Annotated in this window: 12 protein-coding genes; 9 read left to right on the top strand and 3 right to left on the bottom strand. The window is 71.8% G+C overall.

Going from position 1 to position 13,375, the window contains the following annotated elements; genetic code table 11:
- Positions 1 to 89 precede the first annotated feature (89 nt).
- The 5 genes from CR470_RS06750 to CR470_RS06730 all read left to right on the top strand — a co-directional run bounded on the left by CR470_RS06750 (position 90) and on the right by CR470_RS06730 (position 4,609).
- Entirely contained in the window at positions 90 to 545 is a 456-nt protein-coding gene (locus CR470_RS06750) for an Lrp/AsnC family transcriptional regulator (protein WP_097866673.1), read from the top strand.
- A gap of 49 nt (positions 546 to 594) precedes the next feature.
- Positions 595 to 1,758, top strand: coding sequence for an aminofutalosine synthase MqnE (gene mqnE, locus CR470_RS06745; protein ID WP_097866672.1), 1,164 nt, complete (start codon positions 595 to 597; stop codon positions 1,756 to 1,758).
- A 117-nt stretch (positions 1,759 to 1,875) separates the two neighbouring features.
- Entirely contained in the window at positions 1,876 to 2,412 is a 537-nt protein-coding gene (locus tag CR470_RS06740; RefSeq protein ID WP_097866671.1) for a GNAT family N-acetyltransferase, read from the top strand.
- 77 nt (positions 2,413 to 2,489) lie between these two features.
- Positions 2,490 to 2,783 carry a DUF4229 domain-containing protein gene (locus tag CR470_RS06735; RefSeq protein WP_097866670.1) on the top strand — a complete coding sequence of 98 codons (294 nt, stop codon included), beginning with the start codon at positions 2,490 to 2,492 and terminating at the stop codon, positions 2,781 to 2,783.
- A 455-nt stretch (positions 2,784 to 3,238) separates the two neighbouring features.
- Positions 3,239 to 4,609 (top strand): dicarboxylate/amino acid:cation symporter, encoded by a 1,371-nt coding sequence (locus CR470_RS06730; protein WP_097866694.1) that lies wholly within the window; start codon positions 3,239 to 3,241, stop codon positions 4,607 to 4,609.
- Between the two features lie 87 nt (positions 4,610 to 4,696).
- Here the strand turns inward: CR470_RS06730 and CR470_RS06725 are convergent, their stop codons facing one another.
- Positions 4,697 to 5,944, bottom strand: coding sequence for an alpha/beta hydrolase family protein (locus tag CR470_RS06725; protein WP_097866669.1), 1,248 nt, complete (start codon positions 5,942 to 5,944; stop codon positions 4,697 to 4,699).
- Between the two features lie 198 nt (positions 5,945 to 6,142).
- Here CR470_RS06725 and CR470_RS06720 point away from each other — a divergent pair, with 198 nt between their 5' ends.
- Together CR470_RS06720 and CR470_RS06715 are read left to right on the top strand one after the other, a co-directional pair.
- Positions 6,143 to 6,787 (top strand): TetR/AcrR family transcriptional regulator, encoded by a 645-nt coding sequence (locus tag CR470_RS06720; protein ID WP_097866668.1) that lies wholly within the window; start codon positions 6,143 to 6,145, stop codon positions 6,785 to 6,787.
- Between the two features lie 180 nt (positions 6,788 to 6,967).
- Positions 6,968 to 7,651, top strand: a complete 684-nt coding sequence (locus CR470_RS06715; RefSeq protein WP_097866667.1) for a DUF2238 domain-containing protein — start codon at positions 6,968 to 6,970, stop codon at positions 7,649 to 7,651.
- 8 nt (positions 7,652 to 7,659) lie between these two features.
- Here the strand turns inward: CR470_RS06715 and CR470_RS06710 are convergent, their stop codons facing one another.
- Together CR470_RS06710 and CR470_RS06705 are read right to left on the bottom strand one after the other, a co-directional pair.
- Positions 7,660 to 8,562, bottom strand: a complete 903-nt coding sequence (locus tag CR470_RS06710; protein ID WP_097866693.1) for a MaoC/PaaZ C-terminal domain-containing protein — start codon at positions 8,560 to 8,562, stop codon at positions 7,660 to 7,662.
- 5 nt (positions 8,563 to 8,567) lie between these two features.
- Entirely contained in the window at positions 8,568 to 9,890 is a 1,323-nt protein-coding gene (locus CR470_RS06705; RefSeq protein WP_097866666.1) for a 3-oxoacyl-ACP reductase, read from the bottom strand.
- Between the two features lie 100 nt (positions 9,891 to 9,990).
- Between CR470_RS06705 and CR470_RS06700 the strand changes: the two genes are divergently transcribed.
- Positions 9,991 to 11,286: an acetyl-CoA C-acetyltransferase gene (locus CR470_RS06700; RefSeq protein ID WP_097866665.1), complete on the top strand. Its 1,296-nt coding sequence runs from the start codon at positions 9,991 to 9,993 to the stop codon at positions 11,284 to 11,286.
- Between the two features lie 133 nt (positions 11,287 to 11,419).
- Complete coding sequence (locus tag CR470_RS06695) at positions 11,420 to 13,342, top strand: AMP-dependent synthetase/ligase (protein WP_097866664.1); 1,923 nt, start codon at positions 11,420 to 11,422, stop codon at positions 13,340 to 13,342.
- Positions 13,343 to 13,375: the final 33 nt, after the last annotated feature.

Raw genomic sequence — 13,375 nt, 5'->3', positions numbered from 1 at the left:
CTAGAAGATTTGCAGGGTGTCAGCCCCGCATGCCTTAGATTCTACACGTAAACTCGCGGTACTGCTGAACAATGGAAGGTTTCAGTCATATGGACGCGGTGGACAGGCAGCTCATCCAGGCCCTCAGGGAGAACGGCAGGGCCTCGTACGCCGAGCTGGGACGGCTCGTGGGGCTCTCCGGGCCCAGCGTCACCGACCGCATCAACCGGCTGGAAACCGCCGGGGTCATCACCGGCTACCGCGCCACCGTCGACTCCGCGTCGCTGGGGCTCGGCGTGACCGCGCTGATCGGGATCTCGCTCTCGGACGCGGCCGACCACGAGGACGTGGCGCACCGGCTGAAGGACCTCGCGGAGATCGAGGACGCCTGGTTCATCGCGGGCGACGACTCGTACATGCTCAAGGTCCGGGTCGGCGACGTGGACGGCCTGGAGAAGACGATCCGCCGCCTCAGCGGCACGAAGGGCGTCTCCCGGACGCGTACGACGATCGTGCTCTCCACCAAGTGGGAGAACCGGGTCGGAGAACTCCCCGAAGAGGCGTAGGCGTACGGTTGGTCGGAGTCTGATACACGGAGATATGGGAGGCGGCCTAGTGGACGCGGGACTCAAGCGCGAGCTGGAGGAGAAGGTCCGGGCCGGCGAGCGGCTGACCCGCGAGGACGGGATCGCCCTCTACGCCTCGGACGACCTGGCGTGGCTGGGCGGGCTGGCGCACGAGGTGCGCACGCGCAAGAACGGCGACGTGGTGCACTTCAACGTCAACCGGCACCTCAACATGACCAACGTGTGCACCGCCTCGTGCGCGTACTGCTCGTTCCAGCGCAAGCCGGGCGAGAAGGACGCGTACACGATGCGCATCGAGGAGGCCGTCCGTCTCGCCAAGGCGATGCAGGGCGAGAACCTCACCGAGCTGCACATCGTCAACGGTCTGCACCCCACCCTCCCGTGGCGCTACTACCCGCGCTCGCTCAGCGCGCTGAAGGAAGCCCTGCCCGAGGTCGCGCTGAAGGCGTTCACGGCGACGGAGATCCACCACTTCGAGACGATCTCCGGCCTCTCCGCCTCCGAGATCCTCGACGAGCTGATCGAAGCCGGTCTCGAATCGCTGACCGGCGGCGGCGCGGAGATCTTCGACTGGGAGATCCGCCAGCACATCGTCGACCACCGCACCCACTGGGAGGACTGGTCGCGCATCCACCGCCTCGCGCACGAGAAGGGGCTCAAGACCCCCGCGACGATGCTGTACGGGCACATCGAGGAGCCCCGTCACCGCGTCGACCACGTGCTGAGGCTGCGGGAGATGCAGGACGAGACCGGCGGCTTCCAGGTCTTCATCCCGCTGCGCTACCAGCACGACTTCGTGGACATGAAGGACGGCAAGGTCCGCAACAAGCTCCAGGCGCGCACCACGATGGCGACCGGCGCCGAGGCGCTGAAGACCTTCGCGGTCTCCCGGCTGCTCTTCGACAACGTGCCGCACGTCAAGGTGTTCTGGGTGATGCACGGTGTGCAGACCGCCCAGCTCGCGCTGCAGCACGGCGCGGACGACATGGACGGCTCGGTCGTCGAGTACAAGATCACGCACGACGCCGACGACTTCGGCACGCCGAACAAGCTCGGCCGTGAGGATCTGCTGGACCTGATCCGCGACGCCGGTTTCCGGCCGGTCGAGCGGAACACCCGGTACGAGATCCTGCGCGAGTACCCGGGTCCCGAGGCGGACCGGCGCGAGTCGCCGCAGCCGATGCGCGTCTGACACGCGCCCTGCCCGAACCCGCACCGGGCGAAAGCCCCGGCCGCCGTCCCCGGCCGGGGCTTTCTCGCGTTCCGGACAGGGTTGAGGTGAATGAGACGTAATGGCTAGTCTGCCCCTATGGCGCTTACCTTCGAGCTGGATCCCTCGTTCACCCCCGCCCTGCGCGACGGCATCACCGCCCTCTGGGCCGATGTCTCCAACGCGGGCGGAGCCGTCGGCTTCGTTCCGCCCGTCACGGCCGAGGAGATCCGCCCCGAGCTGCTGAAGCACCTGGTCGCCATCGAGGACGGTCGCACCCGGCTGGTGGTCGGCCGGGACGAGGGCGGGGCCGTCGCCGCCACCGCCTTTCTCGCCCTGAACACCCACCGGCTGATGAAGCACTGGCTGTGGCTCTACACCGTCATGGTCCACCCCCGCCACCAGGGCAAGGGGTACGGCCGCGACCTCATGACCGCCGCCGCCGAGGCCGCCCGTTCCGTCGAGGGCATCGAGGCGATCCGCCTCACCTGCCGGGGCGGCACCGGTGCCGACCGCTTCTACGCCGCCTGCGGCTACAAGGAGGTCGGCCGGGTGCCTGACGCGATCCGGGTCGCCCCCGGCGACGACCGGGACGACATCGTCATGCTCCTCCCGCTGGGCCCGGCAACCCCCTGAACCGAGAGAATTCGGACCATGCTTCACTGGACGGGCAGAAGCGTGTCGAGAGTCCATGGGAAGAGAGAGGGCCAGCCGTGTCCGCTGCCAAGCCGAGCGCCTTGATCCGTTACACGGCGTTGCGCCTGCTGATCTTCGTCGGCTGCTTCCTCGCCGCCGGTGTCGCCGTTCACTTCGGGCTGGTGCCCGCAGGGCTCGGGGGCTCCAACGTCGTCTGGGTGATCCTCCTCGGCCTCCTCCTCTCCGCCCCGCTCAGCTACGTGCTGCTGCGCAAGCAGCGTGACGAGATGTCCGAGCAGATCGTCACCACCGTCGACCGCACCAAGGCGCGCCTCGATGCCAACCGCACCCGCGAGGACGCGGTCCAGTAGCACCTGCACCACCTGTAGGCGCCACGTAAGCTTCCTCACACGCGCACCCCGTGCGCACCCCTTCTCCGCCGGACCCCGGGCCGGAGCCGACAGGCTCCAGCACCGGGGTCCGCGGCGTTCTGCGCCGTGTTCCGGCGCTTTCCGGCCTTCTCCGCACGGCGAGGCCCTACCGGGGAGCCAAAGAAAGGCTTTGAGGTTCTCAAAGTTCAAGTGTTAACGTATTCGATGTGAAGACAGCTGTGCGCCTCCGCCATGCCGCGAGCATCCCGCTCGTGGCGCGCCTGCATGTCGATCTCTGCCGCTGTATGTCCGCGGTCTGTTGCCGCGAGGTCTGATACGGCATCATGCAGCGGCGCCGCCCCTCGACGCGGGCGCCGCGACCCCGTCCCCGTTCCACCGCACGACCGCACGGATGGATCCGTGCGTCCCGATGCGTCCCCAGTTGGAGTGTGTCCGTGTCCGCGAACCCCGCGTCCGCCGCCCCCGAGGCCGAGCAGCCCACCGGCTCCGGCCCCGGTTTCCGTATACCCAGGGTCCCGTTCTGGGCCCAGATCGTCGCCGGTCTGGTCCTCGGCGTGCTGCTCGGCTGGCTGGCCCGCAGCCAGGACCTCGGCTGGCTCGTCACCACCCTCGACGAGATCGGCTCGCTCTTCGTCCAGCTGCTGAAGCTGGCCGTCGCCCCGCTGGTCTTCTTCGCGATCCTCGTGTCGATCACCAACCTGCGCCAGGTCAACAACGCCGCCCGGCTCGCGACCCGCACCCTGCTCTGGTTCATGATCACCTCGCTGATCGCGGTCGCCATCGGCCTCGCGATCGGCCTGATCACCAACCCGGGCTCCGGCACCGGCCTCACGCCGAAGGACGGCGCGCTCTCCGAGACCAAGGGCAGCTGGATCGACTTCCTGACCGGCATCGTCCCGGACAACGTGATCACGCCGTTCACCGAGCTGAACGTGCTCCAGATCGTGTTCATGGCCGCCGTCGCCGGAATCGCCGCCCTCAAGCTCGGCGAGAAGGCCAAGCCGATCCTCACCCTCAGCCAGTTGGTCCTGGAGCTGCTCCAGAAGGCCCTGTGGTGGGTCATCCGCCTCGCCCCGATCGGCACCGTCGGCCTCATCGGCTACGCCATCGCCGACTACGGCTGGGACCTCATCGGCAAGTACGCGACGTTCACCGCCGACGTCTACATCGGCTGCGCCCTGGTGATGTTCGGCGTCTACCCGCTGCTCCTGGCCACCGTCGCCAAGGTCAGCCCGCTCCAGTTCTACAAGGGCGCCTGGCCCGCGATCCAGCTCGCCTTCGTCTCCCGCTCCTCGGTCGGCACCATGCCGGTCACCCAGAAGGTCACCGAGCGCCTCGGCGTTCCGAAGGAGTACGCCTCCTTCGCCGTCCCGTTCGGCGCGACCACGAAGATGGACGGCTGCGCCGCGATCTACCCGGCGCTGGCCGCGATCTTCATCGCGCAGATCTTCGACGTGCAGCTGGGCATCGGCGACTACCTCCTGATCGCCTTCGTCTCGGTGATCGGCTCGGCGGCCACCGCCGGGCTCACCGGCGCGACGGTCATGCTGACCCTCACCCTCTCCACGCTGGGCCTCCCGCTGGAGGGCGTCGGCCTGCTGATGGCCATCGACCCGATCCTCGACATGATGCGCACCGCCACCAACGTGGCCGGCCAGGCGCTGGTCCCGGTGATCGTCTCGGCCCGGGAGAAGATCCTCGACCACGACGCGTACAACTCGGCCTCGTCCTCCCCGCTGGAGGCCTTCGGCCAGGACGACGTCCGCGGTGCCGAGCAGAAGGTGACCCTGCCGGCTCCCGCCTGACATCGCGGGCGGCACCCGCCCCGCACGACCGCGCCCCCGGCCCACGTTCCGTACGTGGGCCGGGGGCGCGGTCGTGTCCGCGTACGGTCAGGGGCGCTGGAAGAGGACCTCGGGGTTGGCCGGGGTCGGGCCGTTCAGCAGCCGGGCCGGCCGGCCGCGCAGGCTCCGGTCGAAGAAGGCCGTCACATAGCTCCTGGTGATCGTGGTCGAGCGGGCGGCGGACAGCGGAGCGTCCGGGTCCGCGATGCCGAGCTGCTCACCGATCTCCGGGGTGTCCGTGAAGGTGAAGTGCCCGGAGTCCCGCACCGTCAGCCACCGCTTCCAGCCGTCCAGCCGGTCCCAGGCGTCGTCCCAGGACGTGTCGCCGCCACCGGGGCCGTGCCCGGGGTCGGTGCCCAGCATCAGGAACGGCCGCCCGTCCAGTCCCCGGGCGGGGGCCGGGTCGAAGAACGTGCCGTCCATGTTGACGCCCGCGTCCACCCGGGGGTCGGCGGCCATCGTGGAGGAGGCCGCGTTGCCCCCGATGGAGTGGCCGGCCATGCCCACCCGCTGCGGGTCGATCGTCCGGGCGTGCCGCCATGCCGGGTCCGGGCCGGTCAGCCGGTCCAGCAGGAACGAGAAGTCGTCGGCCCGCCCGGCGGAGACGGCGGCCAGGACCGCCCGCCGCGCGGCGTCGTCGGGCTGCGCGTCCAGCTTGTCGCAGGCCGCACAGGTGAGGACCCGCCCGTCGGGCAGTTGCGTACCGGTCGACTCGTACGGATGGTCCGCGGTCGCCACGACGTAACCCCGGCTCGCCAGCTCCTCCGCGAGCCCGGTCAACGTGGCCCGGGGCGTGCCGAAGCCGGGGGAGAGCAGGACCAGGGGGAAGCGGCCCGGGGCCGGGCGGGCCGCCGTACGGGCATGGGTGCGGGTGGCGCCGACCAGCTCGGGCTCCACGACGTCCTCAAGACCGCGCTGCGCGAGCATCAGCCGCGCCTCTTCCGCCGTCATGTACGGGGCCGGGTCGCCGCCGGTGCCGGGGCGGGCCGGGTAGTTCAGCGACACCAGCAACTGGCGCGGCCCGGCGGCCGGCACCCAGGGGTCGCGGCGCGCGTGGTCGGTCAGGAACAGGGTGTCGCGGCCGGTGGCGTACCGGCCGGTGGGGCGGGGAAGCGTCGGCGGGGTCGACTCGGCCAGGTCGCCGGAGGCGGTGGAGGCGGGGGTTAAGGCGGTGGCCGGCGCCGGGCCGGACGCCGAGGCGGGCGCGGCCGTGGCCAGCGCGGCCAGAGCGGTCAGGGCGAGCGCCGCGGCGGTCGCGGCGACCCCGGCCGGTCCGTTGCGAAGGGAGATCGTCATGTTCGCAACGCTAGGCGGGGGCTCGAACGGCCCGCATCGGACGCCGGGTGGATCCGTCGTCGGACCAGGGGATGACCCCTCTCCTCCGCCGGTCGCACCGGGCCGTCCCCGCCCCCGGTGATCGTTCCCCACGACGCCGGGCCGCGCGCCGCCGTACCCTGGGGCGGGAGCAGGGCAGTGGGGGCGGGGAGGATCGACGTGGGTGCAGTGAAGAGCAAACGGATGCCGCGCGCCGTGCGCGAGCAGCAGATGATGGACGCCGCGGTGCGGACCTTCGGGCAGCGCGGCTACCGGGCCGCCTCGATGGACGAGATCGCGGAGCTGGCGGGCGTGTCCAAGCCGTTGGTCTACCTGTACCTGAACTCCAAGGAAGAGCTGTTCTCCGCCTGCATCCGCCGCGAGGCGAACGCCCTTCTGGAGGCGGTGCGGGCCGGGGCGGAGCCGGGGCTGCCCGCCGACGGCCAACTGTGGTCGGGACTGCGGGCGTTCTTCCTCCACACCGCCGAGAACCCGGACGGCTGGTCGGTCCTGCACCGCCAGGCGCGTTCGCACGGGGAGCCGTTCGTCACCGAGATCGGCGGAATGCGGGACGAGATCGTCGCGTTCGTGACGGGCCTGATCGGGGCCGCCGCCCGCGAGGCGCACAGCGACCCCGCACTCGCGGACCGGGACGTGGCGGGGCTCGCGCAGGCGCTGGTGGGGGCCGCGGAGTCGCTGGCGGGCTGGGCCAACGACACCCCGGACGTCTCGGCGAAGGAGGCCGCGGCGACCCTCATGAACTTCGCCTGGGCGGGCCTGGAGAACCTGATGCACGCTCGTCCCTGGACTCCTCCGGCGGCGTGAAGACGCCTTCCCGATCGGGCCGGGACGGACAGACGCCCCCTGACGGTCGCGGCGGGCCATCCCGGGGTGGGTGGGTAGCAACTCATCTTCACCGGCCGCTGGTTGAGTACATGTACTCAAGAAGGCGCTTGCCCGCGAGGTTGAGACTGGCGGCCCGAACCGACCTCCTAGGAGCAGGCGATGGCCGCCACCACCCCGAACCCCGCCCCGTCGCTGGACGTGCGGCTGTCGTCGAGCCGCCGGCTGCCGACCGCCCTTGCCGTCGCGGTGACCGCGGCGCTCGTCGTGTCGAGGTCAGGCGCCGCCGACCCGACCACCTGGCTGCTGGAGACGGTGTGGGTGATGGCGGGCCTGCCGCTGATCATCCTGTTCCGCAACCGTTTCCCGCTGAGTGGCCTGCTCTGCGGTCTGCTGGCGGCGCATGCCCTGGTGCTCATCGTGGGCGGCCACTACACCTACGCGGAGGTGCCGGTGGGGGACTGGGTGCGCGACTGGCTCGGATGGGAACGCAACCCCTACGACCGCTTCGGCCACCTCGTGCAGGGCTTCGTCCCGGCCATCCTCGTGCGCGAACTGCTCGTCCGCACCTCCCCTCTGCGCGGCAGCCGCTGGCTCGCCGTCCTCACCGTCTGCGCCTGTCTGGCCTTCAGCGCCGTCTTCGAGATGCTGGAATGGCTGGCGGCCGTCGCCGGCGGTGAGGCCGCGGACGCGTTCCTGGGAACGCAGGGGGACGTGTGGGACACCCAGTGGGACATGTTCTGCGCCCTGATCGGCGCCGTCTGTGCCCTGCTGCTCCTGAGCCGCGTCCACGACCGTGCCCTCGTCCGTCCGGGCCTGGAGCGGGAGGGCCGGCCGCGTCGGTGACGGCACCCTCACCCCGGCCGCGACCCCCGGGCCTGCCTTGTCACCGTCCCCGCCAGGTGCACGCGCCCCGTCGGCCCGCGCAGCGCGAAGGCGCTCCCGGCGGCGTCGGCGGCGTACGTCACGGTGGCGGGCAGCAGGACGGGAGCCTTGAACTCAGCCCGTATGACACCGAGTCCGGCGGCGTCCCCGGTCTCGGCGAGGCAGTGGGCGACCGTCCACATGCCGTGCGCGATGGCCCGGGGAAAGCCGAACAGCCGGGCGGTCAGCGGGTGGAGGTGGATCGGGTTGCGGTCCCCGGAGACGGCCCCGTAGCGCCGCCCGAGGTCGCCGGGCAGCCTCCACTCGGCGATGGCGGGAAGATCCTCGGGGGCGGTGAGGCCCGAAGTGGCGCTCACGGCGGCGGTACCGGGGCCGTGGGCGGGGGCGGAGCGCCGCGTGGGCGGGGTGTCCGCGGTGGCCTGCCGGTGCCGGGACAGATAGCCGCTGCGGGACTCCCACACCAGCTCCCCGCCCACCCGCGCCTCGGTCGCCATCGTGACCTCGGTGCCCCGCCGGTGCGCGGTCAACCCGGCCGCGTACACGGTCAGTTCGAGCGGTTCATTGGGCTCCACGGTCCGGTGCGGGGTGATCTCGATCCAGGTGTGGACGAGCCCGAGCACCGGCAGCGGGAAGGCGCGGCCGGTCATCAGCCGCATGGTGAGCGGGAAGGCCAGTACATGCGGGTACGTGAGCGGCAGCGGCCCGGATTCCGGGAACCCGCAGATCCTCCCGTACGCGGTGAGGGGCCCGGGTGCGACGGGCGCGGCGGGGCGGGTGAGGCGGTCGGGCGGCAGGGTGGCGTCCGGCCGTCCGGCGCGCTTGAACGGCGAGGTGAGGGCCCCGCGCGCGAGCGAGACGCTGAGTGAGGTCACCGGACTCACGCCCCCAGCAGGCTCTGCCCGCAGACGCGCAGCACCTGGCCGTTGACGGCCCCCGAGGCGGGCTGGGCGAACCAGGCGACGGCCTCGGCGACGTCGGCCGGAAGCCCGCCCTGGGAGAGGGAGTTCATGCGGCGGCCCGCCTCACGGATGAGGAAGGGCACGGCGGCGGTCATCCTCGTCTCGATGAAGCCGGGGGCCACCGCGTTGACGGTGACACCGTGCTCGGCGGCGGCGCGTGGTCCGAGCGAGCGGACGAGGCCGATGACGCCCGCCTTGCTGGCCGCGTAGTTGGTCTGGCCGTCGTTGCCCGCGATGCCCGCGATGGAGGCGGTGGCGACGATCCGGCCGCCCCGGTTCAGGGCGCCCGAGGCCAGGAGCTCGTCGGTGGTGCGGAGCACACTGTCGAGGTTGACCGCGATGACCTGGGCCCAGCGTTCGGCGGGCATGTTGGCGAGGCGGCGGTCGCGGGTGATGCCCGCGTTGTGGACGAGGACGTCGAGCCCGTCCGGTGCGGCGGCGGCGATGCGGGCCGCGGCGTCGGGGGCGGTGATGTCCAGCGGCAGCGCGGTGGCCCCGAGCCGGTCGGCGGTGCGCACCAGGTCGTCCTGGGCCCCGGGGACGTCCAGCACGATCACCTGGGCCCCGTCGCGGGCGAGCACCGAGGCGACGGACGCGCCGATGCCCCGGGCCGCGCCCGTGACCAGGGCGGTGCGGCCGGCGAGCGGGGCGGCCCAGTCGGGTACGGAGCCCGGGGTGGCGGAGGTCAGCTCGATCACCTGGCCGCTGACGTACGCGGACCGGGGGGAGAGGAGGAAACGGAGGGTGGACTCGGCGGCTTCCGGCGTCCCGTCGGCCGGGAGCCGCAGGAGCTGGACCGTGGAGCCCCGCCCGACCTCCTTGCCCAGCGACCGGACGAAACCCTCCAACGCCTGCTGGGCAGCGGCCTGATGGTGGTCCTCTACGGTCGGCGGCGTGCCGAGGACGACGATCCGGCCACCGGGAGCCAGCGACCGTACGACGGGATGGAGGGCGGCGTGCACCTCGGCGAGGCCCTGGGCGGAGGCGACCCCCGTGGCGTCCAGGACGATCCCGGCGGGCCGCGCCGCCCGCGCCTCGACGGTGAGTCCGGTCGTGGCCAGCACCTTCGCCAGGCCGCCCCCCATCGTCGATGTCCCGGCGGTCAGGTGCAGCAGCGGCCCGTCCAGGTGCGGGGTCTGAAGGGTCCAGCGGCGCAGCGGGGCGGGCTGCGGCAGGCCGAGCCGCCGGGTGAGGAAGCGGCCGGGTGCTGTGCCGGTGAGGTGCAGATAGCGATCGGCCATTGTCCTGACTCCCTGCTCGGTCGTAGATTTACTCTTGAGTAAGGTTACTTAGGAGTCAGGAGATGGTCGAGATGAACAATCCCGGACCGACCGAGACGAGATGGTCACGGTGACGACACCGCGCCCGTCGATTCCCCTCGCCCTGCCGCAGCCGCGCCGCGTCGCGGTCATCGGCGGCAGCCGTACTCCCTTCGCCCGATCCGACGGCCCGTACGCGACCGCCTCCAACCAGGACCTGCTGACGGCCGCGCTCGACGGCCTCGTGGACCGGTACGGACTGGCCGGGGACCGGCTCGGGGCGTTCGTCGCGGGCGCGGTCCTCAAGCACAGCCGCGACTTCAACCTGGCGAGGGAGACGGTCCTCGGCTCCGCGCTCGACCCGCGCACCCCGGCGTACGACATCCAGCAGGCGTGCGGCACGGGCCTCCAGGCGGTGATCGCCGCCGCGAACACGATCGCGCTCGGGTCGGTCGACTCGGTCGTCGCGGGCGGCTCCGACACCACCAGCGACGCTCCGCTCGGCGTCAACGACGAACTGCGCCGCATCCTGCTCGCCGCCCGCCGGGCGAAGACGACGGGAGCCCGCCTGAGGGCACTCGCCGCCGTCCGCCCCCGCCACCTCGTCCCGGACATCCCGCGCAACGCCGAACCCCGCACCGGCCTGTCGATGGGCGAGCACGCCGCCGTCACCGCCCGCCGCTGGGCGGTGAGCCGCCAGGACCAGGACCTGCTGGCCGCCACGAGCCACCAGCGCCTGGCGGCCGCGTACGAACGAGGCTTCCTGGACGACCTATTGGTTCCGTACCGGGGCCTGGACCGCGACCAGAACCTCCGCCCGGGATCAACGGTCGAGAAACTGGCGACGCTCACGCCGGTGTTCGGAGTATCCGGCCTCAACCCCACCATGACAGCGGGCAATTCGACCCCGCTGACGGACGGGGCGGCGACCGTCCTGCTGGCGACGGAGGAGTGGGCGCGGGAGCGGGGCCTGGAACCGCTCGCCTACCTCTCCCTGTACGAGACGGCGGCCGTGGACCACGTGGACGGCGACGACGGCCTTCTCATGGCCCCGGCGTACGCGGTGCCGCGCCTGCTGGAGCGGGCCGGGCTGGGGATCGAGGACTTCGACCTGTACGAGATCCACGAGGCCTTCGCCTCCCAGGTGCTGGCCACCCTCGCCGCCTGGGAGCAGCAGGGCCTGGCCCCGGTGGACCGGACCCGCCTGAACGTGGCCGGATCCTCCCTGGCCACCGGCCACCCCTTCGCCGCGACGGGCGCCCGGATCGTCGCCACCCTGGCCAAGCTCCTCGCGGAGCGGGACGGACCGGGCCGGGGACTGATCTCGATCTGCGCGGCGGGCGGCCAGGGGGTGACCGCCATCCTGGAACGCCCCTGACCTGCTCGCCTCTCGCCGCATCCCTGCCGGACGGACGCCCCGGCGAACCGACCCGCCCGCTACTTCCGCACCTCCTGCCGGACGGACGACCCGGCGAACCGACCCGCCCGACCCCCGAACCGAGGAGCCGCACGTGTCAACGCCACCTTCCGCTGCCGCAACCGCCCCCGTGGCCAAGCCCGTTCTGGTCGAGCCGACGAAGAAGCGAGGCCTCGACGGGAGGGTCCAGGAGGTCTCCGTACCGAAGTTCGCACCGGCCGTGGAGCGCGGCTCGCTGGCCGAGATCCCGTTCGACAACGCCCGCCAGGCCCCGTCGGACCCGGTGCTCAGCCGCAAGGACGCCGAGGGCACGTGGCAGGACGTGACGGCCGCCGAGTTCGCCGCCGAGGTGCTGGCGGTGGCCAAGGGCCTGATGGCGGAAGGGCTGCGGGCGGGGGACCGGGTCGCGATCATGGCCCGGACGTCGTACGAGTGGACGCTGCTGGACTTCGCGTCGTGGGCGGCCGGCCTGGTGACGGTCCCCATCTACCCGACCTCCTCCGCGTTCCAGGTCCGCTGGATCCTCCAGAACTCGGGCGCGGTGGCGTGTGCGGTGGAGTCGAAGGAACAGGGCCGCGTGATCAGCCAGGAGCGCAAGCAGCTCGACGGCCTGGCGCATCTGTGGCAGTTCGACACCGGGGCGATCGGCCAACTGAAGGCTCTCGGCAAGGACCTCCCGGACGCGGCGGTCACGGCCCGCCGGGCCTCCCTGGAACCGGACACCCCCGCCACCCTGATCTACACCTCGGGCACCACGGGCCGCCCGAAGGGCTGCGTCCTGACCCACGGCAACTTCTTCGCCGAGGTCGACAACGCGATCGAACTCCTCCACCCGGTCTTCAAGTCGGTCTCGAAGGACCCGGCCTCCACGCTCCTCTTCCTCCCCCTCTCGCATGTGTTCGGCCGCATGGTGGCGATCGGCTGCATGCGAGCCAGGGTGCGCCTGGGACACGCCCCCTCCATCCAGACGGAGGACCTTCTCGCCGACCTGGCCGGCTTCCGTCCCACCTTCCTCCTCGCCATCCCGTACGTCCTGGAGAAGGTCTACAACACGGGCCGGGCGACGGCCGAGCAGATGGGCCGGGCCTCATCGTTCGACCGCGCGGCCCGCATAGCCCAGCGCTACGGGAAGGCGGTCGAGGCCGCCGAACACGGCACAGGACCGGGCCCCGGCCTCGGCCTGCGCGCCGCCCGCGCCCTGTACGACCCGCTGGTCTACCGCCGTATCCGGGCGGCCCTCGGCGGCCGGGTCCGGTACGTGATCTGCGGCGGCTCCCCGCTGGGCCGCCGGCTCGCCGCGTTCTACGAGGGCGCGGGCATCGGCATCTTCGAGGGCTACGGACTCACGGAGACCACGGCCGCCCACACGGTGACCCCACCCCTCAAACCCCGGCTGGGCACGGTCGGCTGGCCGCTTCCCGGCACATCGGTGCGTATCGCGGACGACGGCGAGGTGCTCCTGAGGGGCGGCCAGGTCTTCCGGGGCTACTGGGACGGCGAACGGGCGGAGGTGGCCCCGGCGCTCCTGCCGGACGACTGGTTCCCCACGGGCGACCTGGGCGCACTGGACGAGGACGGCTATCTGACGATCACGGGCCGCAAGAAGGACATCATCATCACGTCGGGCGGCAAGAACGTCACCCCGGCCCCGCTGGAGGACTGGCTGCGCGCCCACCCCCTGGTCAGCCAGTGCATGGTCGTCGGCGACAACCGCTCGTTCATCACCGCCCTGATCACCCTGGAGCCGGACGGCCTCCAGCACTGGCGCCGGATGACCAAGAAGCAGGACATCCCGATGCGGGACCTGGTCCACGACGAGGACCTGCGCACCTCGCTCCAGAAGGCGGTCGACGAGGCCAACCGCCTGGTCTCCCGCGCGGAGTCGATCCGTAGGTTCACGGTCCTGGCCGTGGACTTCACGGAGGAGGCGGGCCACCTGACGCCGTCGCTGAAGCTGAAGCGGGACGCGATCGCGCGGGACTTCGCGGGGGATATCGAAGCGTTGTACCGGAAGTGAGAGGGCGGGGGCGGGTCTTGAGCCTCAGGCGGT

This window comes from Streptomyces sp. rh34 (genome assembly GCF_002551245.1).
GTDB lineage: Bacteria > Actinomycetota > Actinomycetes > Streptomycetales > Streptomycetaceae > Streptomyces.
This window is presented reverse-complemented; position numbering and strand designations above follow the sequence as displayed.